Source organism: Bacillus sp. 0102A (assembly GCF_036765155.1).
Taxonomy (GTDB): domain Bacteria; phylum Bacillota; class Bacilli; order Bacillales; family Bacillaceae; genus Bacillus; species Bacillus subtilis_G.
The window spans coordinates 645141-670581 of record NZ_JBAIZW010000002.1; the positions used below are offsets into that span (position 1 = coordinate 645141).

The window sequence follows — 25441 nt, forward strand, 5'->3', positions numbered from 1 at the left end:
ATGCCCCATTCATTTGCTGTTCCGCGTTCTGTTGAATGGAAAGAAACAGCCATTACCATTTTAAATCAGCAAAAGCTTCCTGATGTGACGGAATATGTGGAGCTGACGACGAAAGAGGATGTATTTAACGCCATTGTCACGCTCAAAGTAAGAGGCGCTCCCGCCATCGGCATTACGGCTGCCTTTGGACTTGCGCTTGCTGCAAAAGACATTGAAACAGGTGATGTCACGGAATTCCGCCGCAGACTGTGTGACATCAAACAGTATTTAAACAGCTCACGGCCTACCGCCATTAATTTATCTTGGGCGCTTGAGAGACTAAGCCATTCGATCCAAAACGCCATCTCCGTAAATGAAGCAAAAACAAACCTTGTCCATGAAGCGATTCAAATTCAGGTCGAGGATGAGGAAACGTGCCGGATGATCGGTCAAAACGCCCTGCAGCTTTTCAAAAAAGGAGACCGGATTATGACGATCTGCAATGCCGGTTCTATCGCGACAAGCCGCTATGGAACGGCACTCGCTCCATTTTACTTGGCCAAACAAAAGGATTTGGGACTGCATATTTACGCTTGTGAAACAAGGCCCGTCCTTCAAGGTTCACGACTTACTGCGTGGGAGCTGATGCAGGGGGGCATTGATGTCACTTTGATCACAGACAGCATGGCCGCCCACACGATGAAGGAAAAACAAATTTCCGCCGTCATCGTCGGAGCCGATCGAATTGCAAAGAACGGTGATACGGCAAATAAAATTGGAACATACGGTCTCGCGATTTTAGCAAACGCCTTTGATATACCGTTTTTTGTCGCTGCACCATTATCTACATTTGATACGAAAGTGAAAAGCGGCGCTGATATTCCGATAGAGGAACGGGATCCTGAGGAAGTGAGGCAAATTTCCGGAGTGCGGACCGCTCCATCTGATGTGCCTGTCTTTAACCCCGCTTTTGACATTACACCGCATCATCTCATTTCGGGAATCATCACAGAAAAAGGGATTATGAGCGATAACTATGAAGAAGAAATTGAACTTCTGTTTCAAGGAGAAAAGGTTCACTAAAAAACCGCTGGGCTTTGCTCATTATGGGCCAAGTCAACGGTTTTTTTGTTTGTTTTGATTGATATGAATGATTTCATCTTTTTGAGCGCTTGATAAGATATGCAGTTTCACAAACAGTTCGGCAAAAGCGGCAATTTTTTCAGAGCGGCTCAGCTTCAATGGCTTTGTCCTCCTTTTTCATCAGACCAACTTTTTTAACCTAATAAAATGATATGTCGGGCCGCAAAAAAAGGGAACGTGCCATACGTTTTATTTTTCTTTGTAGGAAATTTGCTCGATGTTCAGCAAAAATGCTTTGATATCGGTTTTGCTCCCGGCGTATCCTGTTAACGCGCTGTTTTTGCCGATCACTCTGTGGCATGGGACAAAAATCGGCAGGTCGTTTCGTTTATTAGCCTGTCCGACGGCGCGCACCGCTTTCGGACTGCCGACCGCAGCGGCAATGTCAGCATAGCTTCTCGATTCTCCGTATGGTATCATCGCCAGCGCCTCCCATACTTTTTGCTGAAAAGGAGTGCCCTTTTGGCTCAGCGGCAGTGAGAATGTCTTCCTTTCGCCGGCAAAATATTCATGAAGCTGTTTTTTCGCTTCCGCCAAACAAGGCGTTTCCTTGCGCTCTATATGCTGAACGGTTTCTTTCCAATCGATCCAATCTTCCTGACTGAGAAATAGGCGGGTGATATGGCCATCCGCCTCGGCAATCATAAATTCCCCGAGCGGCGTTTCCGCTGTCGTATAGTAGTTCACTCTTCAATCCCTCTTTCTTGAGCATTCTGTCTGATGGGAAGCGTAAGGTGGAAAACCGTGCCCTTCCCTTCTTCACTTTCTACCATGATCTCGCCTTGATGTTCTTCAATAATTTTATAGCTTACCATAAGCCCAAGTCCAGTTCCCCGTTCCTTTGTCGTATAAAACGGTTCACCAAGGCGTTTTAATTTATCTTCTGTCATTCCGACTCCCTCGTCTTTTAAGGAGATGAGAACATGATCTTGATCCAATGTCCTTATCGTCACAAAAATGTTTCCACCGTCGGGCATCACTTCGATGGCATTTTTTAATATATTGATAAATACTTGTTTCAGCTGATTCGGTTCACAGTAGATTGGAGGAATGTCGTCAATTAAATCAAGATGCATTTGCACGTTGCTGAGATTGGCTTGCGCGTTCAGAAGGTCTATGGTGTCTCTCATAATTTGGGTGATATGTTTTTCTTCATACATAATGGCCTGGGGCTTGGCTAAAATCAAGAATTCGGTGATGATGGATTCGATGCGCTTTAGTTCTGAGGTGATCACGTTGAAGTAAAGGGTGTAGTCTTCCTCCACACTTCCTTTCAGGAGCTGAATAAAGCCTTTAAGTGCTGTCATCGGATTTCTGATTTCATGAGCGATGCCGGCAGCGAGTTCGCCGACAACATGAAGGGTATCCGACTTGCGCAGGCGTTCCTCCAGCTCTTTTCGCTCCGTTACGTCTTTAAAGATAGCCAGGTTCATATTTTGAATGATATTTCGTTTAAATGAGAATTCCAGTTTTCTATTGTCGCTGCTGCTCAGCAAAAACGGAATTTCGTTGTCCATTTCATCAAAATTAATCTGCCTTGCCGGTGATGCAAGATTTTCTATTTCATACGAAGAAATAATATCTAACAGACTATGCTTTTTTATCTCTTCATAAGACAGGCCTAAAATATGGCTTGCTAACGGGTTGGCGTCGATGATCCTGTATTGATTGTCGAACAATACATTGCCGTCCATTGAGCCGTTGAACACTTTTCTGAATTTAAGCTCGCTTTCCCGAAGCTCCTTTTCCATCCGCTTTCTGTCGCTGACATTTCTTAAAATCGTCAAATGCTGGTTTTCAAGTATGGTCCGCTTTGAAGTAAATTCGAGTTCTTTGAACTGCCCGTTCCCCATTTGAAACAGCATCTCTTCTCTGATCTCTCCGTATTTTGCGTATTTCCTCTTCGTTATGCTGTATTTCCGTTGCGAGTCAACGAGAAAATCACACAGCTTTCGTTTCAACAGCAAGCTCATCGGCAGCTCAAAGATTTTACAGGCGGACTGATTCGCCTTCACGATTCTTCCGTCATTTGACCAGATGATAATGGCGTCCATCGCATTTTCAAATATTTCTCTGAAGCGCTCCTCGCTTTTAAAGAGCTGCAGCTCCATAGACCGCTTCTCTGTAATGTCCCTCATAATGGACATATAAAAACCGCTGATGATGTTTGATGTAATCGTGAATTCAAATAGCTTTTGGACTCCTGAACGAAGCTTGACGGGCAGCTCCCCCTTCGCTTTCCCCTTGCGGTTGAGCGTCTTCCAAATATTATCGAAATCTTTACGTGAGCCGCTGTCTATGAATTTGTACAACGATAAATGAGACAGCTCATTTTGATTGATTTCAAAACTTTTACAGAAGGACAAATTCGCATCAATAAAACCGCCATCTTTATCAAACAGAACGATTCCGTCAACAGCTCTGTCAAACAAGTCCTTAAAAAGCTGTTCATTCATAGAGAATTCCCGCTCTAGAATCTTCTTGGAGGATATGTCTCTCATGACAACAAAAAAGAAATCCTCGCCAATCCCTCTTTTGGCCAGAAACTCTATGTATTTAGTCGCTCCGCCATCAAGCCTGACCGGCACCTCCTTCCATAGGAAACCTTTCTTAAAAAACTTCTTTACAGCAAGATTCAGTTCATCCTTTGGGATAGAAAACAAAAAATCCAAAACGGAGCGAGTCTTCAAATCCTCCGAATCAACTTGAAGCATCCTTTCTGTGGCTTCATTCGCCTGAACGATTCTCAATTCATTATCACATATAAAAATAGCATCGAGCGTATTGTTGACAATCACTTGATGCTGATCTAACTCCTTTTTCAGCCGTGCATTTTCTTCTTTGATTCGCTTCAGTTCTTCCCGCAGCTCTGATTTTGTCTGGACATCAAGAGTTCCCATGCGTGTACACTCCTTCTTCAAAACCTATCCCTCAATATTTCTACAAAATGCAGGAACTTCCTTCATTTGCCCTATAAATTTCAGAAAATTTCAGCGCGGTTACATAACGAAGACATTTTCTACGATCCTTACCTCCACTTTACATCGACCTAACAATCAGCTGTTTTTCAATTCATTTTTCTTCTTTTATTTTAAAATATAAACCACCAGGGAATAATCTCTTAATGACTGATTAAAGAGAAGGTGATGCTGCTTTGAGTAAATCGCGGGACAGTTATTTTGATAATGCTAAATTCTTATTGATATTCCTTGTTGTATTCGGCCATATTCTTCGTTCTTTTATTCATGATAACAACTTTATGCTCTACCTTTACAAGTTCATTTACACATTCCACATGCCTGCCTTTATTCTTGTTTCCGGTTATTTTGCGAAAGGCTTTAAACGCGCAGGATATGTGAAAAAGCTGGCGGTCAAGCTGATTATTCCGTATTTGATTTTCCAAATCATCTATTCCGTCTTTTATTACATGATGCAAGACGAAAGCATGGCAAATGTGAATCCGATTGATCCGCAATGGTCGTTATGGTTTCTCGTAAGCTTATTTTTTTGGAACCTGCTGCTTTATCCTTTTTCAAAGCTTTCAAAGCTGTGGGCGCTGTTTGTCAGCTGCGGTATTGCCGTGCTGATCGGTTATCTAGACTTTGTCAGCAGCACGCTGAGCTTGTCACGGACATTTGTATTCTTACCGATGTTCCTTGTCGGGTTTTATCTGAATAAACACCATTTTGATTTATTGAGATCAAAACGGGGCAAACAAATTGCACTCGGGGTGCTTGCCGCCGTATTCGTCATCTGCTGGGGCATCGACTTTGACTATTCTTTTCTATTCGGCTCTAAACCGTATTCTTCATTTGGAGACGTTACCTTGGCAAGCGGGCTTTCCCGAATCGGCTGGTATGTACTCGCCTTTGCGGCAACCTTCAGCTTTTTAGCGCTCGTTCCGCAAAAACGGTTTTTCTTTACGAAATGGGGAACCCGGACATTTTACGTGTATTTGCTCCACGGGTTTATTATTAAAACGCTGAGACAGGTCGGGCTTGAGGATGGGCTTACTGACTATCAAAACTTAGTGATTCTCTTACTCTTAACAGCAGCCCTGACATCAGTACTCTCAAGCAATTTTGTTAAGACAGTTGCTCAGCCCTTCATTGAGCTGAGAATGACCAGCTTATCGCAATTTGTCAGAGGAACCGGCAAAAATGCTTATTTAAAATAGAAAAGCACCTCTTAAGCGGACGCCGCCTAAGAGGTCTTTTTTATTTTCGTTTGTTCTCTTTTTTCTTTTCAGGCTTTGTGATTTCTAGCGTTTCGATGATCTTCCCGGCATTGTAATCCCCTAATTCACTTGAGAATTCTTCCTCCAGCACCTTCTTATTCATTGGCTTTTTATGATTTTGCATCTCTCTGCTATGGCGGTTTTTCTTCAAAATCACATGCCTCCTTGCCGGCCCTGTTTGGAATTGCGGTTGGCACCCCTAAAATTCGAGTTGTCATGATACTGTGTCTTATATGAATTTGGGTCCATGCTCTCGGTAGGTGTATTGTTATTTTTAATGGCCTCATCCACTTCGGCTTTGCGCTTCATACGAATCCTCCTCGCCTGTTTTTCAGACATTTGATTTCGCTAAAGATGCAGGAGCGTTAAACCGCACCTGTAGATGTTAGGTTCTCCAACTCAAACGGCGGCACACATCTTTTTTTTGGCAATCAAAAAACACCGCAAAACACGCGGTGTTTTTCTATCCAATAATCACTCTTTCCTTCGGATAATGATAATTCGCTTCAATTTCCTTCCTTCCGATCAGATACAGGAAGGTCAGGATGCCGATTCGCCCGATAAACATGACAATCATAATGACGCATTTTCCAACGCTGCTTAAATCAGCAGTAATTCCAAGTGACAGACCGGTTGTACCGAATGCCGAGCAGACTTCAAACAAAATCTCAAGCAGGGAATGCTCTTCAGTAATCGTAAGAATGAGTGTCGCGCCAAAAACGAGCAGAATCGCCATCATTGTGACAACAAGCGACTTCATGAGATCAGCAGGATGCAGCTCCCGTTTGAATACCTTTACGGATTTATTGCCGCGGGCAAAATGAAACAGCGCCAGAAGGTTCAGGGCGAAAGTCGTTGTCCGTATGCCTCCCCCTACTGAACTTGGCGACGCACCGATAAACATTAGCGCACTCATAAATAGCAGGGTCGGGTCAGACAGCTGGCTTATATCAATCGTGGCAAGCCCTCCGCTCCTTGTTGTGGTTGATTGAAATAGAGAAAGGAATAAAATATCATGCCACGATTGACCTGCAAACAAATGATTTGCTTCAAGAACATAAATCCCTATCGAACCAAACAAAACAAGTGCGCCAAACATTGTTGTTGTAATTTTTGTAAATAAACTAAACGGATATCTCCGGTTTTTGGAAAACAAAAAATCTTTCACTTCCACTAGAACAGGGAAACCGATGGCTCCGAAAATAATCAATAACAGTGTAATAAATTGCACAAAATAATCATGCCGATATGGTATCAGAGAGCTGCCTGTTATATCAAAACCGGCATTTGTGGTTGCACTGACACTCGCAAAAAAACCATGCAAGTAAGCATCTTGAATGGAATCGTAGTAGGTTAAAAAATATGTCCCAAGGATGATGGCGCCAAAGAGCTCAATCCATAATATGAGAAAGAGAATCTGTTTCATGAGATTGACGATCCCAGAAAATTGTGATTGATTTTGATCGACCATCATTAATTTCCGTTCTTTTAACCCTATTCTTTTGCCCATTAGCAGCCAAACAGAAGTGCCTAATGTCATAATGCCAATACCGCCAAACTGCAGAACAAACGCAAGAATAACAATTCCTGTTGTACTAAATGTATCAGCGGTATTCACAACAGAAAGCCCGGTTACGCTCACGGCGCTGACTGCTGTAAACAGAGCATCGATAAAAGACCATTCTGCTCCTTGTTTATGGGCCACTGGGAGACTCAATAAAATAACTGCAACCGTCACCGCAAGAAAATAATACACCGCGATCAGCTGGGCCGGTGACAATGCCTGTATCAATTTTCCAAACTTTAATTTCATGTAAAATCCTTCTGCCTCTCTTTTTAAGTACGGTAATTATTCTAAAGATATTGGAAACATTTTTAAAGGCTTTTACGCAACATTTTCTTAACTTGCTTATTTTTTTATGATTTTAGTCAAAGGATAAATAAAAAACCTCTGAGAGATTCTCTCAGAGGAATAATGTGTTTGTATTATTTAGCTTCTAACCGTCTGATTCGCTCATCTAAATCAGGGTGAGTAGAGAAAAGCGAAGAGCGCTTCTTGCCATTAATCTTTAATGTTTGGACAGCTGTCTGATCTTCTTCCATAATGCGGGAAGAGTAGCTCTTAAGTGTTCGTAGCGCATGGATCATCTTATCCTTGCCGGCAAGATCGGCTCCTCCCCTGTCAGCGTGGAATTCACGATGGCGCGAGTACGCAAACACAACCAGGCTGCCGAGAATGGAAAAGACAATTTGAAAGACAATCACTGCAATAAAATGAACGATCGGCGCAAGGTCTTCCTTGACAAAACGGCTCGCAATCCATGCTGCGATACGCGATAAAAAGACGACAAAGGTATTGACGATTCCTTGTAAAAGCGTCATCGTTACCATATCACCATTAGCGATATGCGCGACCTCGTGGGCAAGCACACCTTCAACCGCGGCATCATCCATTTGTTCCAGCAGCCCTGACGACACTGCCACAAGAGAACGGCGTTTTGACGGTCCAGTCGCAAACGCGTTCACTTCAGGCGAACGGTAAATTCCGACCTCAGGCATTTTCGTTAAACCGGCAGAACGGCTTAGTCGGTGAACACGATCAATCAATTGCTGTTCCTCGTAACTGAGCGTTTGTTTTTTCGGACTCAGCACTTTGACGCCCATCATGGTCTTTGCCATCCATCTGGACATCGCAAGAGACGTAAAGGAACCGACAAAACCAACGACTAAACTGAACACAAGGAGCGCAATTGGATCGATACCTCCATCAGCGGTAAAGTACGTCCCGACTCCGGTAACCGAGCTTAAAACAGATAAAACGATCCCGATTGTTGTAAGCACCAAGATATTTGTTAAAATAAACAAAAAAATTCTTTTCGCCATAATAACCTCCGTTATTTTAAGTTCAAAAGAACTTGTATATTTAAATTATAAAACATCTGTTTGAAAATGCAAGGAATTAGACGTATGATGTTAATGTATTCCTGACGCTTCCATTTGAATTCATACATAGACTTTATATTCGCGTCAAATTGTTTTGAAGAGGTGAACAATGAACATTTTCAAACTCACTCGAACCGATATGGTGCGGCTGCTCTATTCTCTAAAAGGACAAGGAGAAATAAGCCCGCTCGACATTGTCGTCCAATCAGCGAACATGTCAGCAGATAAAGCTGCCAATCATCTTGAAATTCCTGAATTTCTTACAAGATATGAACGAAAAAAACAAAAAAAAGAATACGGTCTCTCTACAAACGAAATCGTAGAACTCGGCAACCTATGCGAGCTGACTTCGTTAAAGTCAACCGCAATCCAAAACTGGGTAAAGCGTGATTTCAAAGATCTGATCGGACATCCTGAGCTGGGCAAAAAATATTCGGTTGAACAGGCAGTCATACTTTTAATTGTACGTGATTTAAAATCCATTTATGACTTTGAACATATACGGGCTATTTTAAGAGTGGCGTTTAACACCATCTCAGACAGAACTGATGATGTCATCAGTCCGATTTCTTACTATGAAAGCTGCGCATATGTGCTTGATGCCGTTCATCACCAGGACACACCTTCTATGAAGGAATCAAATCTGCAGGAGATCGTCGAACAGGAAACAGATCGTCTCCGCTATCGTTTTGAAGAATTGAATGACAGCCAATGGCTTAAAATCAGACAGATTATTGCCATAACAGTTCTCTCCATTTTGACATTCCATATTCAGGCAACCGCACATAAAATGACAGCTGACATTCTATAGACTGCGGCGCCCCCGGCTTAAAAACCGGGGGTTTTCTTATTCTCCACAACAATTGCCAGCATAAATAAACCCCGTACATTTCAAACTAACTACGCGTTAAGAATTCTTTATAGAAAAAGGAGATGAAAAAGATGGCGAGCAGAAATAAACTCGTTGTTCCAGGGGCGGAGCAGGCACTAGACCAATTTAAACTCGAAGTGGCTCAAGAATTCGGTGTAAACCTTGGTTCTGATACAGTCGCACGCGCTAACGGCTCTGTAGGCGGGGAAATGACAAAACGGCTGGTACAGCAGGCACAATCACAGTTAAATGGCACAACTAAATAAATTCAGGTCTTTATTCGCCGGGGTCACTCGGCGAATCTTCAGTTTGAGCTGAATTATTTTCACTGCTGTAACCGTTTGGATTACGGCGGTCAGAAGCATTATCCCCGTTTGACGAAGAACGATTCTTGCCTTGTTCACCGTTATTCTTGTCCCTGTGGTATTGACTTTGATCCTTTCCAGCGCTGTTTCCTTCATTTCCTTTATCTTGAGGATCTTGTATTGGGGTTTGCTGATCCCCATCTTTTTCAGCGTTTTCATCTGATTCCTTTACATTTTTATCTTTGTCACCATCGTTAGTTTGGTCATCCGTTGTATCTTTTTTCTGTTCTCCGGAATCCGTATCACCCAGCTGTTCATTATTTCCTTGCTGGCTGTCCTGGCCGTCAGGTTGATCTTTTTTTTCATCCTCATTTTCGGCACTGTTTTGATTCTCTTCCCCGGATGGTTTGCTGGGGTCCTCTTTTGCATCTTTATTGTGATTCTTTTCGTTTGATTTGATGTAGCTGCCTGTTGAAACGCCTTCCTTCTTCGCTTTTTCCCTTGTTTGCATATCTGACTCAAGAGATTCCATGCGGTATGTCGTTTTATATTTTTCCGTCACATCATTCAGCTGTTTTTTCACAGCTTTTTTATATGTATTGTCTTCCGTATTTTCATAAACAGTGGAAATCAATATTTCTTTCGATTCCTTTACATATCCATGTTCACTGCAGTCGGTAATAATATTATCAATCACCTTTTTAAAATCAGTCTTCTCCCAATTATCTATATCATTGACGACCTTCTTTCCCTCATCGTTTAGAGGCGTCAGTTCAATCACTTCGTAATCGCTGTTTAACGCCATTTCAAAGCTTGGATTGATATCAATTGTCATATACGCATAGGCCTTATTATTTGAAAAAACGGGGAGAACTATAAAAATAAAAAGCATAATAGCAGTCATCGCAAAGATCCCCATTTTGAAAGGGCGCAGTTTTAAAAAATCAAAAAAGCTGGCCCTTCTGCCCACGCGTGTTTCACTCGGAAGCATGATTTCTTCTCCGATTTCATAGCTGCGGCGATCATTTTTAGCTTTTAAAAATTGTCCGTCAGGGGTCAGCAACGTGACGAATTTTCTATTCTTCTCTACTATAATCCCTCTTCTCATGAGTGCAGCACCCCTTTAAGATAATCTTTTAAATAAATATAATCACCCGTAATGATAATACACATCGCAATAATATATTTTCTGTTTCTCTCAATCGTTTTTCGGCTTACAGAGACCAGCTGTTCCAGCTGTTTCACCGGAAGCTGTTTCTTTGTATACAGGATAGCGGCCAATTCTTCATGTTCAACAAGGGTAATCGCCACCTTTATGGCGTTTTGCCTTGCGTCCGCATGTTTTGGAGAGTTTTCAAGCAGCTCTTTAAACGATAAACCATAATCTTTTAGCTGCTTTTGAAAATAGAGGATTTCCTCCCGCCTCTGCTCCTGTTCAATCTGACGGCGGTATTCATCAATGGAAAGCTCGGCTTCGATCAGGCTTTGTGATGACTCCTGATCGTCTCCTTCCTGTAAATCGATATTGATATTCTGTGCGCTTCTTGCTTCTTTTCTGATGTAATCAATGACTTTTCTTTTTATAATAAGCTCAGCAAATGCGAGCAGCGAATTTCCTTTTTCAGATGAGTATTTTTCAATAGCTTCATTAAATGCGATGAGTCCGATGCTGAACTCATCGTCTTTTTCATCTATATATCGTTTACAAACGGATGAAACCGTCTTTGCGATAAATGGCTTATATTGCTGTATTAATTCATTCTGCAGATCTTTATTGCCTTTTTGTATACTTTCAACCGTTTTTTCAAGCGTTTGCTTCTTTTTTCCCAATTTAAACAAAAGGCTAAGCACTGGTTTCACCTCAGTTCCTCCCTATAACTACTCATTAATGATAGCTAATTTGATAGGGATTCGCAAAGGAGAAAAAGAAATATTGATTTCCAATGTCTCAATTATGACAAACCATTCTGACGTACTATACATGATTTCGTGCCTTTCTAGAGAATTAAGGGGGTTTTATCAGTGTTTTTTGTAACAAAGCTGTTATAAAAATGTTATTTTATTTCGTCTATGAAAACGTTTTAAACATGAAAAGACTCTGCTTTTTAAGCAGAGTCTCAGATTACGCCCTTTCCCGGCTGCTGTTATTTTGTTCGTTTTGTGTGCCCTCCGGCTGTTTTTTACCTGACATGAACCAGCCGGAAACCGCGATTGCCGCTAAGACACCCCAGAATATCAGCTTCCATGTTCCAGAATGGATAAAATGCTCAGAAACAATCGCTATGTCGTGATGGGCAAGTGTATATAAAGCAAGCTTCACTCCGACCCAGCCGACAATCACAAAGGCTGCTGTTTCTAGGCTTGGACGTTCCTTTAATAACTTAACAAACATTGAAGCCGCAAACCGCATGATCACCAGGCCGATGATACCTCCGGCCAAAATGACGGCAAATTGCCCTCCGTCAAGTCCGCCGATCTGCGGAAGCGGTGTTGCAGGAAGCGTAACCGCCAGCGCTACTGCCGCTAATATGGAATCAACCGCAAACGCGATATCTGCCAATTCAACTTTTAAAACAGTCGGCCAAAAACCGCTTTGCTTCGTCTCTTTATGCGTGTCTTCTTTTTTAAACACATATCTTTTCAATAAGTGGCTTATTGAGATATACAGCAAGTAGATCGCGCCAATTGCTTGAACCTGCCATACGTTGACCAAAAAAGAAATGGCGAATAAAGAGCCAAATCGCAGAACAAAAGCCCCTGCCAACCCATAAAATAAAGCCTTTTTTCTTTTTTCCTCCGGCAAATGTTTTACCATTACCGCCATCACTAACGCGTTATCGGCGGCTAAAATACCTTCCAGCCCGATCAAAACGAGAAGAACCCAACCATACTCCAATAATAATGCTGCATCCATAAATGATACCCTCCCAAAAAAGTTGTTTTCTTTCTCTTCATCCGATCTTATGGCGGCCGGACCATGCAAAAAAGACCTTTGCCGTCATAAGGCAAAGGTCTTGCTAGACATGAATTCAGGCATGCCAACAAAGCCGATGGATCTCACAATCCATGGAATGACGACTTTGTTTCCGGAAAACAAATCCGGACGCTACTCCCCTTTGGGATTTCAAGAAATATAATATTATACGTCAATGATATGTGCAGCGAGATCATTTGTCAACGCTTATTTTTTAAAAATGCAGATAAATGTTCTGAGTGCGTGCGTTTTTTCCTCTTTTTGATCAGCAAGAAGACCACGAACAGCGCCAAAATCGCTATCCCGATCGGAAGCATATATTGATCGAGAATAGTGCCGACTTCCTTCCAATTTTCACCGAGCTTCACACCGAGATACACATATACAAATGTAATGGGCAGCATGGCGATGAACGTATAAATCGAAAACACCCAAACGTTCATTTTTGCAATTCCGCACGGTATGGAGATCAATGTGCGGATGCCTGGCAAGAAACGGCCGCTGAAAGCCACAAATCCCCCATGCTTTTCAAAAAATTCATCCGACTTATCGAGAGCTTCAGGCTTAATGAAGAGGTACCTCCCGAAACGTTCAAGAAACGGCCTCCCTCCGTATCGGCCTATCCAATACAGCGTGAGCGGGCCGGCAACTCCCCCAAGCGATCCCGCCAAAACAGCGCCGGCAAGCGTCATATCACCTTTAGATACCCAATAACCCGCAAGCGGCAGGACGATTTCAGCAGGAATAAACTCAATACAGAGCGCTAGAAATATTCCAAAATAAGATAGGCTTTTAAATGCTTCTATCCAAGACATAATCAGTTCTTCGATATCCATCACTTCCCTTTTTTCATCTTTATGTATCATGCATTTTGTTTTTTTTCAGAAAACGTCAACATGATTTTAACACATATTTCACGGTCAGCTGAACTAAAAATAGATCTCTTGCAATTTCTATGGTCGCAAAGGCTGAAATTCTGCGGTTAAGCAGCCGATAATAATGAGAGTCAACAAGACTGGAACACACGGGGGGAATCTCCATTTGGAAATACACGTATCGTATAATATAACACTCATATGTTTATCAATTCTAATTGCCTGTGCCGCAGCGTATATTTCCCTTGAACTGTCAAGGAAAGTCACCATTCATACAGGCTTAAAAAGTAAGATTTGGCTGATCTGCGGCTCACTTATTATGGGATTCGGGATTTGGTCAATGCATTTTGTCGGGATGATGGCCGTCGATATCAAGATGCCGATGCAATATGAATTCATGCCTTTAATGGCGTCGATTGGCGCAGCTGTTTCCGGATCATTTGTGTCCCTCTATTTTGTCAGCCGGCACATTCTTACATATTACAGACTGCTTAGCGGGTCAGTTGTGCTTGGCGCGTCTATTGCATCTATGCATTATATCGGAATGTCTGCCATTTCCCGGGTAATGATTATGTACGAACCGCTTCTTTTTACAGCATCCATTCTCATTGCGATTGCGGCATCTTTCATCTCATTAAAAATATTCTTTGACTTGGCCATGAAAAAACATTCTGATCACCTTATGTTCTATAAAGTCATCAGTTCGATTGTAATGGGAATTGGCATTTCAGGCATGCACTATACAGGGTTGCTTGCGGCAACTTTCCGTTTGGATACGGACCCGCCCGGAAGCCATATGGAAATCCATACATTTAATTGGTCGATTTTTGTTGCGTTAATTATTTTCTGCATTCAAACGCTATTATTATTCAGTTCCCATGCCGATCGAAAGTTTATTAAACAGAGCGAACGCATAAAGGATAACGAACAGAGGTTTCAGTCTTTAATCGTCCATAATATTGATGCGATCTTTATTTTGTCATTGGAAGGAAAGATTATATCTTCCAATCATGCTGGTGAGGACATGATCAGCAAATTTGGCTTTAGTATGCACGATTGGAGAAATTACACATCACAGAAGCTTGAACGCCTTTTTGAGCAGGTCAAAAAAGATAAACAAGCCATCAACAGCGATAGCGAACTGATCACTGAAAAAGGCCAGTTTCACTTAAATATTACGCTCATACCCGTTGAAGTCAATCAAGAGCTGGACAGCATTTATGTCATTTGCAAAGATATGACAAAGCAGTACAGGGCAGAAAAAGAAATCCATCGAATGGCTCATTATGATTCGCTTACAGATTTACCTAACAGACGGCATGCCATTTCGCACTTAACAGAGGTGCTGAATCGCGAGCATACCTTGAATTATAACACCGTTGTTTTCTTTCTGGACTTAAACCGTTTTAAAGTGATTAACGATGCATTAGGACATAATGTCGGAGATCAGCTGCTTCAGATGACAGCTAAACGTCTATCGTCTGTTGTGCCTGATAATGGGTTTATCGCTCGTCTTGGCGGTGATGAATTTATTATTATCTTGACTAACGCCAATACCGGAACAGGCGAAGCGGATATTTTAGCAAGAAAAATTATCCAAAAATTCAAAAAACCATTTAAAATTCAAGATCAAACGCTTATTACATCTGTCAGTATTGGGATTGCGATATCACCAAAAGATGGGACGGACGGTCTTGAATTGATGAAAAAAGCCGATATGGCAATGTATGCCGCTAAAGAGCGAAACAAAAGCAAATACAGATTCTATTCTTTTGCAATCGGTAACAAAGAAACAGTCAAGCTTAACCAAGAGATGGAGCTCAGAGAGGCAATAGAAAACGATCGATTTATCTTGTATTATCAGCCGCAATTTAGTGCAAAAAATCAAAAAATGACGGGTGCAGAAGCGCTGATACGGCTTGTCACACCTGACGGGCAGCTGCGTCCGCCCGGAGAATTCATCAGTGTTGCTGAAGAAACGGGTCTCATTATTGATATCGGAAAGTGGATTATAGATGAAGCATGCAAGCAGGCATGGGCTTGGTATGACAAAGGTTTTGATCTTTCTGTCGCCATTAATATTTCCGCCAGACAGTTTCAATCCGAAGAACTGATTCCCCTAATCAAGGAGGCGCTTGTTAAATACCAGCTTCCTCCTCGGCTTCTGGAAGTGGAAGTAACAGAAAGCATGACAATGGAAAATCTCGATCACTCCAAGAAGGTATTGTCGTCTTTAACGGAATTAGGAATCAGAATCAGCATTGACGATTTCGGAACGGGACACAGCTCCCTTAGCTATTTAAAGGACTTTCCGATTCACAGGCTGAAAATCGACAAATCGTTTATCGACGATATTCAGACACACCCAAAATCAGAGCAAATTACCGGGGCCATTATTGCCATGGGCCACCAGCTGTCTTTGCAGGTGATTGCTGAAGGCGTGGAAAATTCAGCCCAAAAACAGCTTCTTTACGAAAAAGGCTGTGACCATTTACAGGGCTTCTTTTTCAGCAGGCCTATACCGCCGGAACAACTTGAACAACTCATTCTTGAACAGCCGCCGCATTAACAGCGACGGCTGTTTTTTTACCCATAAGTTACTACACATGAAACGTTCTCCTCCTCTTCACACTAAAAGAAAAAAGGGGTTTATTGATATGCATACAATGTGGAAGGGATCGATCAGTTTCGGATTAGTAAACATCCCAATCAAGCTATATGCGGCCACAGAAGATAAAGACATTAAACTGCGCAGCCTCCATAAAGAGGATCACGCGCCTATCAAATACGAAAAAATTTGCACGAATTGCGAAAAAACACTCGGTCCTGATGAAATTGTGAAAGGATATGAATATGTAAAAGGAAAATATGTAGTGCTCACGGATGAAGATCTAAAAAGCTTAAAGCAGGAGCATGAGGAAAAAGCGGTTGAGATTGTTGATTTTGTTCAGCTTCAGGACATTGACCCGATTTATTTTAACCGCTCCTACTTTGTCGGACCCGGAGATAACGGCACGAAAGCCTATACTCTTCTGCGTGAAGCGCTGCGCTCAACCGGAAAGATCGGCATCGCCAATATGACAATCAGGTCGAAGCAGCAGCTAGCCATTCTCCGCGTTTATGAAAATTGTATCGTGATGGAGTCTATCCATTATCCGGATGAGGTCAGAAGCGCTGTCCATGTCCCGGGTGTACCGGATCAATCGAATGTAAACGATAAGGAACTGCAAACGGCAATCACATTAATAGATGAGCTGACAGCTGAGTTTGAGCCGGAGAAATATGAGGACACGTACCGGCACGCATTGCTGCAAAGAGTTAATGATAAGCTCGAGAATAAGGAAACAGCCGTCACACCTGATAAAGTGCCTCCTCGTGAAGATGTCATTGATCTGGTCAGCGCCCTGCAAGCAAGCATCGACAGAACAAGAAAGCCGAACCGGGAAAAACCGGCAGCCGAACCAGCACAAGCCGCTGAACCGAAAGGAGCCGGAGATAAAAAACGAAAAACGACTAGAAAAAAAGCCTCCGGCACGTCATAGCCCATGACGTTCACCATGCAGCCCGTCCTTACTTCTTCACCGCCAATCGGAGCAGAATGGCGCTACGAAGTAAAATATGACGGGTACCGCTGTATCCTCCGCATCCATTTGGCAGGTGTGACCTTAACTAGCAGAAATGGCTTGGAGCTTACCAGCACCTTCCCTGAAATCACACAATTCGCCAAAACCGCCTTTCAGCACATAGAAAAAGATCTTCCGCTGACACTTGATGGTGAGATTGTATGTTTGGTGAACCCTTGTCGTTCAGATTTTGAGCACATTCAAGTGCGGGGGCGTTTGAAAAGACCAGATAAAATCCAGGAATCGGCCAACGCGCGGCCGTGCTGCTTTCTCGCCTTTGATTTGTTAGAGCGACGCGGAGAAGATGTATCGTCACTTTCGTACCTGGATCGAAAAAAATTGCTGTACGACCTTATGGCTATGCCAAAACTTCCTGCATCTCCAAACCCTTATGCTAAGGAAACCATTCAGTATATCCCCTCCTTTGACTATTTTGATACGATTTGGGAGATGGTTACGAAATATGATGGAGAAGGAATTGTAGCGAAGAAAACAAACAGCAAATGGCTTGAAAAGAAGCGGTCATCCGATTGGCTTAAATATAAAAACTTTAAACAAGCTTATGTTTGTATAACAGGGTTCAACCCCAACAATGGATTTCTGACAGTATCTGTGTTAAAGAACGGCGTGATGACACCGATTGCCTCTGTCTCACACGGAATGCGCGATGAAGAAAAAAATGCCGTACGCAAAATTATGGAACAGCACGGACATCAAACACCATCAGGCGAATATACGCTCGAACCATCGATATGTGCAGCCGTTCAATACTTAACGATTCTCCAAGGCACATTGAGAGAGGTATCGTTTGTCGGTTTTGAATTCCATATGGATTGGACCGAATGCACGTATGCGCAAGTCATCCGCCACTCCAAACCGGTCCATCCGAAGCTGCAGTTCACAAGTCTGGATAAAATCATTTTTGAAAAGAATAAAAAAACAAAAGAAGATTTTATTCAGTACATGATTGAAGTCAGTGACTACCTGTTTCCCTTTTTGAAAAACCGTGCTGTCACAGTCATCCGCTATCCGCATGGATCAAGAAGCGAATCATTTTTCCAAAAAAATAAGCCGGACTATGCGCCGGATTTTATTCAATCTTTCTTTGACGGAAGCCATGAACATATCGTCTGCGAGGATATGTCTACATTGTTATGGCTCGCCAACCAGCTTGCTTTGGAGTTTCATGTTCCTTTTCAAACCATTAAAAGCAGGCGGCCGGCTGAGATTGTCATTGATTTGGACCCGCCTTCACGAGAGGACTTTCTCATGGCCGTGCAGGCTGCAAATGAACTGAAACGGCTGTTTGACTCCTTCGGCATCACATCGTACCCGAAGCTGTCCGGAAACAAGGGCATCCAGCTTTATATCCCCTTGTCCCCTGAGGCATTTACGTATGAAGAAACACGCCAATTTACACAGCTGGTCGCAGAGTACTGCACCAATGCATTTCCAGAGCTATTTACCACAGAACGCCTGATCAAAAACAGGCACGGCAAATTGTATCTTGATTATTTGCAGCATGCAGAAGGAAAAACGATTATCTGTCCTTATTCGACAAGGGGGAACGAGCTTGGCACTGTCGCGGCACCGCTCTATTGGCACGAGGTACAAACATCCTTAACACCCGCTATGTTTACAATTGATACCGTCGTCGACCGGATAAAGAAGCAGGGCTGCCCATTTTTCGATTTTTACCGCAGCCCGCAAGACGAACCTCTTAGCGCCATTTTACATCAGTTGAACGGAAAGAGCTGACGAAATAAGTCAGCTCTTTCCATTCAACTGTACTTTTTTTCTAACCGCTCTTTTTCCTGGCGCTGGAGCGGGCTCAGCGGCTCATTATACAAATCGATATCAATCGCATATTTCGGCCGGCTTTTCACTTCTGAAAAAATGGTTCCGATATACTCCCCGATGATCCCGATTCCCATTAATTGCAGACCGCCCAAAAACCAAATGGAAATGATGAGCGACGCCCAGCCTGCATTTGTATGGCCGAGCAGCTTTTGAATAAATGCACCGATTCCCGCCACAGCGCTGACGAAAAATAAAACAAAACCTAAAAGCGTAAAAAAGCGAATCGGCGCGACACTGAATGATGTAATCCCGTTAAAAGCGAATGATAGCATTTTTTTCAGCGGATATTTCGTTTTGCCGGCAAAACGTTCCTTTCGGTCATACAAGACTTCGGCGGATTTAAAGCCGATCATGGGAACAATTCCTCTTAAAAACAGATTCGCTTCCGGATAGCGCGCAAGCTCTTCAAGCGATCTTTTATTCATTAGTCGAAAATCAGCATGATTATAAATTAATTTAATCCCAAGCTTATTCATGAGCCGATAAAATCCTAAAGCGGTCGTTCGCTTGAAAAAGGTATCGGTTTTTCTGCTGCGGCGGACGCCGTAAACGATCTCGCAGCCCTCATGATACTTCAATATAAAATCCCGGATAACAGAAATGTCGTCCTGTAGATCAGCATCAATTGAAATGACACAGTCTGATTTGTTCTTCGCTTTATGGAGTCCGGCTAAAAGCGCTTTTTGGTGTCCGACATTGCAGGCTAATTTTAAGCCGGCAACCTTCTTGTTTCTTATGCTTTCCATGGCAATCAAGGCCCAAGTGCGGTCTTTGCTGCCATCATCGACAAACAGAATTTTACTGTCTTCAGCGATTAATGTTTCTTCAATCAAGCCGTCTACAACCTCTGTCAGCTGATGGCAGGTCTCTTGAAACACTTCTTCTTCATTGAAACACGGAACGACGATGGTTAACACTGGCTGTGGCTGTTTCAATCGTTATCCTCCTTATCTTGTTTCATATAAATAAATGCGCCAGGCCGAATCTATATGGTCAAACGTCTTCACAAGCACGAGATGGTTTTGATCAGCATTCATGATCGGAACTGAAGAAAAAATGTAACGACCGCCCATTTTTTTAAATACATCTGTATTTAATTGAAGATTGTTGATCGTTTTCTTCGAGTTCTTTTTAAAATCATATCGTTTCCCGAGCTCATCGACGAAAAGGTAGCAACGGCTGCCCCATTCATCAAAATACTGTTTCAGCCGAGCGTTTTTTTCCAGCTCTTTTGCAATGATTTTTCTAAATTCATATTTATATGAAAGCGGGTACAGGTTGTTATACGTATCTAACGTGTAAAACCCGTTATATTGGGCGATAGACGGATGCAGTCCGATGCTTGCCACCCTGTACGAATCTTGCGGACGCCCGATATACTCCTTAATCTCCTTGAATTGCTCAGATGCATAAAACTCCCGGAATGTCGGCGCATTGTAGTGAACGCCATACGTATACTCTTCATTAAAAGGCGCCAAAACCATCAGCTGTGCAGCGACTGCGGCGTATACAAGCCATTTCCCCCCTCTCCCCATCCGCCATATGAGATATAGAGCTATCGCAAAGCTTACATATATGACAAGCGGCCGGAGGAAATGGAAACGCGCAAAATTAAATTCAGCTAAAAAAGCAAATTTCTGCTTTGGCACAGCCCATATTTTGTTGAACCAAAACGCATACCATAAAGATAGTCCGTAATTAAGCGCAAATAAAAACAGATAAACATTTTCTAGCTTTGTCCGGTTTCGCTTGAACAGCACAGCCGCAAATATAAGCAGCAGGATCGGGAGGATGACAACGGTGTGAACGGTCATCACATGATTATGACCATAGACAAAGTTTTTTACGGATAGACGAAGTGAGTGCCATACGTCATGCCGTGATGAGATAAATTCTATCCGATGCATCGGCGCGTGGGAGAACAGCATTGAATACACAAGCCGATATTCAACGAAAAGGTAAATACTTGTCATAAATGCAATACTGCCTAAAAACATCAAATTCCATCTTCTTTGTGTGATGGCATCATACAGCCAAAAGCACGCCATTCCTGCCAAGAAAAAGAAGAAACCTAAGACAAAGCTTGAATATAAAGGAAGCAAACCGAGCGTCAGCCACTCTCTCCATGAGATATCCCCTTTTCGGATATTCAAAAAAGCCCACAGTGCCAAAGGATATCCAAGCGTACTCAGCATTCCCGAAGGCCAGAAAGGTGTTAAAGCAAATGCCAGCGATACGCCAATTCGGATGAAAGCCGCTTTTGGCTCTGGAATCACATGTTTCTTCAGCAGCACATACATTCCCAAAAAAGCGACAACCCTTGTAATCGTCTGGCTTATTGCATAGGCGGTCATGGAAGAAAAGAAAGCGTGCAGCCAAACAATCCCGCTCCACTCAGTGCCAAAGGCATCTCTCGGCAGCCCGTTAATAATTTGCGGAATGGCTGCGTCAACCTTGCCGATGATTTCTCCGCTATCCGCCAAAACCTTGTACCAAGCGATATTGGAATCTAAATTATCGTGGACGCGAATATGGGCATCTTCCTTTAAAATAAAAAGCGGGGATACATACAGCAAAAGGAGAAATAATGCGATCCAGAGATAATATGTTTCTTTTTTGTGTTGTCTCAACAATCGTAACATCGCTTACACATCCATCTGTTATTCTGACTCCATATCCGGCATGTTCTGCCTCATGTGTCAAAATTTATTATCCCTTTTCCCTTCCAAAACATTCATCAGAAGATAATCGTTTTTAACTTGTCTCTTACCCATTAATTCCCGCTATCTTTAAGGCATGATCACTTACTATACTGATAGGAGGGAGGGGATATATTTTGTTTACAATCTTACTTTCATTAGCCATACTCGTATCTGTGCCATTTATATATAAAGCGAACCGCAATACAAAAGATGTGAAGGTCAACACCATTTCAATTGATCAAAAAGACGGCCTTCCAGCTAGAAAAAAATTGAATATCCTTCATTTATCAGATTTTCACTTAGAAAACATTTCTGTTTCACCTGAAGAGCTATATCGTTTAACAAAAAATCAGCCTGTGGACATCATTGCGCTCACCGGAGATTTTCTAGATCGGAAACGTAATATTCCGAAGCTGGCAGGTTACTTAAACGCATTGCAAAAGTTGAAACCTGCATATGGAATGTACGCGGTGTTCGGTAACCATGATTATGTATTAAAAGATAAGGACTTTCTGAGATTGAAGCGTGTTTTAGAGGAAAACGGCTGTATCACGCTGCAAAATGAACATGTTCAAATTGAGACGGCTGCGGGGCCTGTCAATATTATCGGCATTGATGATTACAGTACGAGCCGCAGTAATATCGCCGGCTCTTATCAAGATCTAGAAAACGGCTATCAGCTCGTATTAACACATGACCCAAACATTATTCTGGATATGAAAGATGTTCATTTTGATTACCTGCTCTCAGGCCATTTTCACGGCGGGCAAATCCACTGGCCAAAACCGTATCACTTGGTGAAAATGGGCAAGCTCGTGCGCATGAACATGATTAAAGGGCTTCATTATCACCACGATAAACCGTTTTATATCAGCGAAGGTTTAGGACAAACCGGTGTAAATATCCGTGTCGGAAGCCGCCCTGAAGTGACATTTCATCAGATATAAACTAAAAAAGACTGTGCTGACCCCAGACATCAGTCTTTTTTTTGATAGGTTTTCTGAAGTTTTTCTTTCGAAATAAACAAATAGGATGTATTCGGTAAATGCCGCAAGCACACCGGCTTTGAAGTAAGATATAAAATCGGCATATGGGTGATCTTTTTAAAACATCTGTAGAAAGGATTGACCGGGGTGACCACATCAAAGCCGAGCCTTTCCACACCTTTGTCAAGCATTGTAATGCCCACAATCCCTTTGATTTTTTCACTTTTTTTATGCTTGTTGATGTAATCCAAAAGGATCGGCATCGATTGATATACTTTTTGATATATAATGATTCCCTTTCTGACTGCGCTCTCAATGCTTTGCAGATCCCTGACAAGCTTAATGTTGTGCAGATGGATTTTAACGAGCACATCATTTTTCCTGATATGCGTTCCGTCGCTCAGCACGACATGATGTCCTTTGTACTTCGTCAGCCTGACTCGAAAGACGCTTTTTCGATCCTTGTCAATCAAGGTCAGTCTTGAAAAAAAGAAATAAATCGGGTCAATCACTCTCCAAATGGAAAGGAAACAGGTTTTCATCTCTTCACCTTCCTTATGATCAAAAACACCCTTATATTTTGTGAACGTTCTCCCCAAAATATAGTTACCATATTTTTTAAGGAGGACCATCATGAAAAACATTCTTATTTTTCCTTTTTTAAGCATTTCCACAGGGCATCACCATGTGGCGAATGCCCTTCAGGCTGAACTGGAGTCTCAAGGACTCGCATCTGAGAAAATTGATATCTTTTCACACGCATACAAACGATTAGAAAAACTGTCCTCCGAGGCTTATTTGAAATGGATTCAATATTTCCCGAAAACGTACAACGGCATTTACAGGCTCCTCGCCTGCGGACGATATCAAAATGACAAACGCTATCCCATGTACGAATGGCTGTTCACACAACAAATGAGGCACATCCTCAAAGAAAAACAGCCTGATATCGCCTTCTGCACACATGCGCTGCCTTCCTATCTGCTGAACCGGCTAAAGCCGGAATATCCGAATATGACGGTTGTAAATGTATATACTGATTTTTTTGTGAATCAATTATGGGGACGTGAGAACATTGATTACCATTTTGCTCCGATTGCTGATATAAAGAAGCAGCTTATGTCTGAAGGAATCGATCCGAAAAGCATATACATGACCGGCATTCCCCTTCATCGGATGTTTGAAGTGGATTCTGCAGATACCTGTCAGCATCATCCGCCATATACCATCATCATCACAGGCGGCAGTATGGGGGTCGGGGGTATAATAAAATGGGTGCGGGATCTGTCGCCAGGCGGAAATATCTTATACAAAATATTATGCGGCCGGAACGAAAAGCTCTACTGCTATGTCAAAAGTTTACGCCATCCTTTTATTGAGGCGATTCCCTACCTTCACAGCAAAGCAGAGATGAACCGTTTATACGAACAGGCGTCAGGTATTATGACAAAACCAGGAGGCGTGACTATCAGCGAATGCTTACAGAAACGGCTTCCGGTATTTATTTATCATGCGCTGCCGGGCCAGGAGGAAATGAATTTGAACCTTCTAAAGGAACGGAAACTTGTCACAGATATGAGAAATTGGGGTATGCAGAAAGCAGAGGAGCGTATGGCGGCATTTTTCCAATCGAATAAACAGATGAAAGAATATGAAAAGCATGTCAATGGATATCTTGCCGAAATCTCTGATCGAAAGGTTGAAGATGTATTAAAAAGGATCATATCAAACAAAAAAACACTCCCTGAAACAGAGAGTGTAGAATATTAACGAAACAGCAAATGCTGGCTGTGAATGCCTGCTTTCTTCAGCAGGACGATCAGCTGATCCTGTTCATCAGGCGAAAGGCCTGAAAACGCTCTCGCAATACGCAGTGCATGAATCGGATAAATTTTATCCAAATACTCATTGCCCTTGTCAGTTAAATGCGCGTAAACGGAGCGTTTATCTTTCGGGTCCTGCTCCCTTACTAAAAACCCGTTTCTTTCTAATTTGTCAATGACATATGTGACGTTTCCGCTCACTAGCAGAAGTCTCGACCCAATTTGCTGTAATTTTTGCGGGCCTCTTGTGTAGAGGAGCTCCAATACAGCAAATTCAGTGGGATTAAAGCCATGCTCTTTGCTGTCACGGATACTATGTTCAGACACACTTTTGAAAGCCCTTGCAAAAACTCTGTACAAATTCATCGCACGCTCAACTTCTTCTTCGTTAAACGATAATCTCATCATATCTACCTCGTATATAGGATTTTTATAAAAAAATAATGAAAACCCTTACATATAATAAGAGTTCAGTCCCTTACTATATGTATTCGCTATCATTCGAGAAATTCCTTCTGAAAGCAAAAATATCCTTATACATTATCTTGTATAAGGATATCTTTTGTCATTTGGAATGCTTCGAAAGAAATATGCGTATTCCTTCCGCAGTTCAGAAATCGTCATTTTGTTCATGACTTCTTTATTATAAACTCCTATTTGAAAGAGTTTTTCAGAATAATGGCTTCGTTCTTTTTCTAAAGCGGATTTCAATAAATTACTCATGGCGTCCTCCTTTATTATGAGGTATCCTATACACAAGATACTCTATTTAAATGAACGTGGTATGAATCTAATGTAAAGAATTTATAATTACGAAGATTTTCGGTAATGTCCGTTTTGAACCGATCTTAATAATTGAAAAGCATGTTCTCCGGCGAGTTGCATAAACGTCTCCAGCATTTCATCACGCTTGATATCCAACTCTATAATTTCTTTTGCCAGTGAGACCGCTTTTTCTTCCTCCATGATTATCCTTCCTCCTCAGTTAATCGTTATATAAAGGATAAAACGCACTTGTGTGTTACGCATTATTCTTGTTAATTTTTCTTCCGTATTTTTTCAAAAATCTTCTATTTGATGTTAGAAAATATGACAAGCGTCAGGTTTTTTCTCTTTGTTT

At 42.2% G+C, this 25441-nt stretch carries 26 protein-coding genes and 1 riboswitch; of the genes, 9 read left to right on the forward strand and 17 right to left on the reverse strand.

Annotated elements, in window-relative coordinates:
• A complete protein-coding gene (mtnA, locus tag V6D41_RS07440; RefSeq protein ID WP_333517751.1) occupies nt 1–1062 on the forward strand; it encodes an S-methyl-5-thioribose-1-phosphate isomerase in 1062 nt (353 codons plus the stop codon).
• A 33-nt stretch (nt 1063–1095) separates the two neighbouring features.
• Here mtnA and V6D41_RS07445 read toward each other — a convergent pair whose 3' ends face one another.
• The 3 genes from V6D41_RS07445 to kinE form a co-directional block, all read right to left on the reverse strand.
• Nucleotides 1096–1221 (reverse strand): hypothetical protein, encoded by a 126-nt coding sequence (locus V6D41_RS07445; RefSeq protein WP_148963774.1) that lies wholly within the window; start codon nt 1219–1221, stop codon nt 1096–1098.
• Nucleotides 1222–1311: 90 nt separating this feature from the next.
• Complete coding sequence (locus V6D41_RS07450) at nt 1312–1809, reverse strand: methylated-DNA--[protein]-cysteine S-methyltransferase (RefSeq protein WP_333517752.1); 498 nt, start codon at nt 1807–1809, stop codon at nt 1312–1314.
• On the reverse strand, nt 1806–4022 hold the full coding sequence (gene kinE / locus V6D41_RS07455) for a sporulation two-component system sensor histidine kinase KinE (RefSeq protein ID WP_333517753.1): 2217 nt from the start codon (nt 4020–4022) through the stop codon (nt 1806–1808). Before kinE ends, V6D41_RS07450 begins: the two co-directional genes overlap by 4 nt.
• A gap of 254 nt (nt 4023–4276) precedes the next feature.
• Between kinE and V6D41_RS07460 the strand changes: the two genes are divergently transcribed.
• On the forward strand, nt 4277–5299 hold the full coding sequence (locus V6D41_RS07460) for an acyltransferase family protein (protein WP_333517754.1): 1023 nt from the start codon (nt 4277–4279) through the stop codon (nt 5297–5299).
• A 40-nt stretch (nt 5300–5339) separates the two neighbouring features.
• On the opposite strand, the gene V6D41_RS07465 is transcribed toward V6D41_RS07460, so the two are convergent.
• From V6D41_RS07465 to htpX, 4 genes are all read right to left on the reverse strand, one after another.
• Nucleotides 5340–5510, reverse strand: a complete 171-nt coding sequence (locus tag V6D41_RS07465) for a hypothetical protein (RefSeq protein ID WP_087990971.1) — start codon at nt 5508–5510, stop codon at nt 5340–5342.
• A 2-nt stretch (nt 5511–5512) separates the two neighbouring features.
• The gene (locus V6D41_RS07470; protein WP_333517755.1) at nt 5513–5668 is read right to left on the reverse strand and encodes a hypothetical protein; all 156 of its coding nucleotides are present in this window, start codon (nt 5666–5668) and stop codon (nt 5513–5515) included.
• A gap of 154 nt (nt 5669–5822) precedes the next feature.
• Nucleotides 5823–7172, reverse strand: coding sequence for a TrkH family potassium uptake protein (locus V6D41_RS07475; RefSeq protein ID WP_333517756.1), 1350 nt, complete (start codon nt 7170–7172; stop codon nt 5823–5825).
• A 173-nt stretch (nt 7173–7345) separates the two neighbouring features.
• On the reverse strand, nt 7346–8242 hold the full coding sequence (gene htpX / locus V6D41_RS07480) for a protease HtpX (protein WP_333517757.1): 897 nt from the start codon (nt 8240–8242) through the stop codon (nt 7346–7348).
• Between the two features lie 169 nt (nt 8243–8411).
• Here htpX and htpK point away from each other — a divergent pair, with 169 nt between their 5' ends.
• Nucleotides 8412–9113, forward strand: a complete 702-nt coding sequence (gene htpK, locus V6D41_RS07485; protein WP_333517758.1) for a transcriptional regulator HtpK — start codon at nt 8412–8414, stop codon at nt 9111–9113.
• A gap of 131 nt (nt 9114–9244) precedes the next feature.
• On the forward strand, nt 9245–9439 hold the full coding sequence (gene sspD, locus V6D41_RS07490; RefSeq protein WP_333517759.1) for an acid-soluble spore protein SspD: 195 nt from the start codon (nt 9245–9247) through the stop codon (nt 9437–9439).
• 10 nt (nt 9440–9449) lie between these two features.
• Here the strand turns inward: sspD and V6D41_RS07495 are convergent, their stop codons facing one another.
• The 4 genes from V6D41_RS07495 to V6D41_RS07510 form a co-directional block, all read right to left on the reverse strand.
• Entirely contained in the window at nt 9450–10586 is a 1137-nt protein-coding gene (locus V6D41_RS07495) for an anti-sigma factor domain-containing protein (RefSeq protein ID WP_333517760.1), read from the reverse strand.
• Nucleotides 10583–11338 (reverse strand): RNA polymerase sigma factor SigI, encoded by a 756-nt coding sequence (gene sigI / locus V6D41_RS07500; RefSeq protein WP_087990965.1) that lies wholly within the window; start codon nt 11336–11338, stop codon nt 10583–10585. The genes V6D41_RS07495 and sigI overlap by 4 nt, the downstream gene beginning before the upstream one ends.
• Before the next feature lie 262 nt (nt 11339–11600).
• Nucleotides 11601–12392, reverse strand: a complete 792-nt coding sequence (locus V6D41_RS07505) for a TerC family protein (RefSeq protein WP_202328595.1) — start codon at nt 12390–12392, stop codon at nt 11601–11603.
• A gap of 105 nt (nt 12393–12497) precedes the next feature.
• A riboswitch (yybP-ykoY riboswitch) is annotated at nt 12498–12605 on the reverse strand.
• A 47-nt stretch (nt 12606–12652) separates the two neighbouring features.
• Nucleotides 12653–13318 carry a DedA family protein gene (locus V6D41_RS07510; protein ID WP_333517761.1) on the reverse strand — a complete coding sequence of 222 codons (666 nt, stop codon included), beginning with the start codon at nt 13316–13318 and terminating at the stop codon, nt 12653–12655.
• A 175-nt stretch (nt 13319–13493) separates the two neighbouring features.
• Here V6D41_RS07510 and V6D41_RS07515 point away from each other — a divergent pair, with 175 nt between their 5' ends.
• The 3 genes from V6D41_RS07515 (at nt 13494) to V6D41_RS07525 (ending at nt 18708) form a co-directional block, all read left to right on the forward strand.
• Entirely contained in the window at nt 13494–15896 is a 2403-nt protein-coding gene (locus tag V6D41_RS07515; RefSeq protein WP_333517762.1) for an EAL domain-containing protein, read from the forward strand.
• An 88-nt stretch (nt 15897–15984) separates the two neighbouring features.
• Complete coding sequence (gene ku / locus V6D41_RS07520; protein ID WP_442893051.1) at nt 15985–16869, forward strand: non-homologous end joining protein Ku; 885 nt, start codon at nt 15985–15987, stop codon at nt 16867–16869.
• 3 nt (nt 16870–16872) lie between these two features.
• Nucleotides 16873–18708 (forward strand): DNA ligase D, encoded by a 1836-nt coding sequence (locus V6D41_RS07525; RefSeq protein WP_333517764.1) that lies wholly within the window; start codon nt 16873–16875, stop codon nt 18706–18708.
• 23 nt (nt 18709–18731) lie between these two features.
• Here the strand turns inward: V6D41_RS07525 and V6D41_RS07530 are convergent, their stop codons facing one another.
• Both V6D41_RS07530 and V6D41_RS07535 read right to left on the reverse strand, forming a co-directional pair.
• Nucleotides 18732–19745, reverse strand: coding sequence for a glycosyltransferase family 2 protein (locus tag V6D41_RS07530; protein ID WP_087990960.1), 1014 nt, complete (start codon nt 19743–19745; stop codon nt 18732–18734).
• A 12-nt stretch (nt 19746–19757) separates the two neighbouring features.
• A complete protein-coding gene (locus tag V6D41_RS07535; RefSeq protein WP_333517765.1) occupies nt 19758–21452 on the reverse strand; it encodes a DUF6044 family protein in 1695 nt (564 codons plus the stop codon).
• A gap of 194 nt (nt 21453–21646) precedes the next feature.
• Between V6D41_RS07535 and V6D41_RS07540 the strand changes: the two genes are divergently transcribed.
• Nucleotides 21647–22459 carry a metallophosphoesterase gene (locus V6D41_RS07540; protein ID WP_333517766.1) on the forward strand — a complete coding sequence of 271 codons (813 nt, stop codon included), beginning with the start codon at nt 21647–21649 and terminating at the stop codon, nt 22457–22459.
• 29 nt (nt 22460–22488) lie between these two features.
• Here V6D41_RS07540 and V6D41_RS07545 read toward each other — a convergent pair whose 3' ends face one another.
• Nucleotides 22489–23040: a YkoP family protein gene (locus tag V6D41_RS07545; protein WP_333517767.1), complete on the reverse strand. Its 552-nt coding sequence runs from the start codon at nt 23038–23040 to the stop codon at nt 22489–22491.
• 91 nt (nt 23041–23131) lie between these two features.
• On the opposite strand from V6D41_RS07545, the gene V6D41_RS07550 reads away from it, so the two are divergent.
• A complete protein-coding gene (locus V6D41_RS07550) occupies nt 23132–24268 on the forward strand; it encodes an MGDG synthase family glycosyltransferase (protein WP_333517768.1) in 1137 nt (378 codons plus the stop codon).
• Here V6D41_RS07550 and V6D41_RS07555 read toward each other — a convergent pair.
• From V6D41_RS07555 to V6D41_RS07565, 3 genes are all read right to left on the reverse strand, one after another.
• Complete coding sequence (locus V6D41_RS07555) at nt 24265–24729, reverse strand: MarR family winged helix-turn-helix transcriptional regulator (protein ID WP_003232536.1); 465 nt, start codon at nt 24727–24729, stop codon at nt 24265–24267. The genes V6D41_RS07550 and V6D41_RS07555 overlap by 4 nt on opposite strands.
• 132 nt (nt 24730–24861) lie before the next feature.
• On the reverse strand, nt 24862–25044 hold the full coding sequence (locus V6D41_RS07560; protein ID WP_148963793.1) for a stress protein: 183 nt from the start codon (nt 25042–25044) through the stop codon (nt 24862–24864).
• 87 nt (nt 25045–25131) lie between these two features.
• Nucleotides 25132–25287 carry a hypothetical protein gene (locus V6D41_RS07565; RefSeq protein ID WP_087990954.1) on the reverse strand — a complete coding sequence of 52 codons (156 nt, stop codon included), beginning with the start codon at nt 25285–25287 and terminating at the stop codon, nt 25132–25134.
• Between the last annotated feature and the right edge of the window lie 154 nt (nt 25288–25441).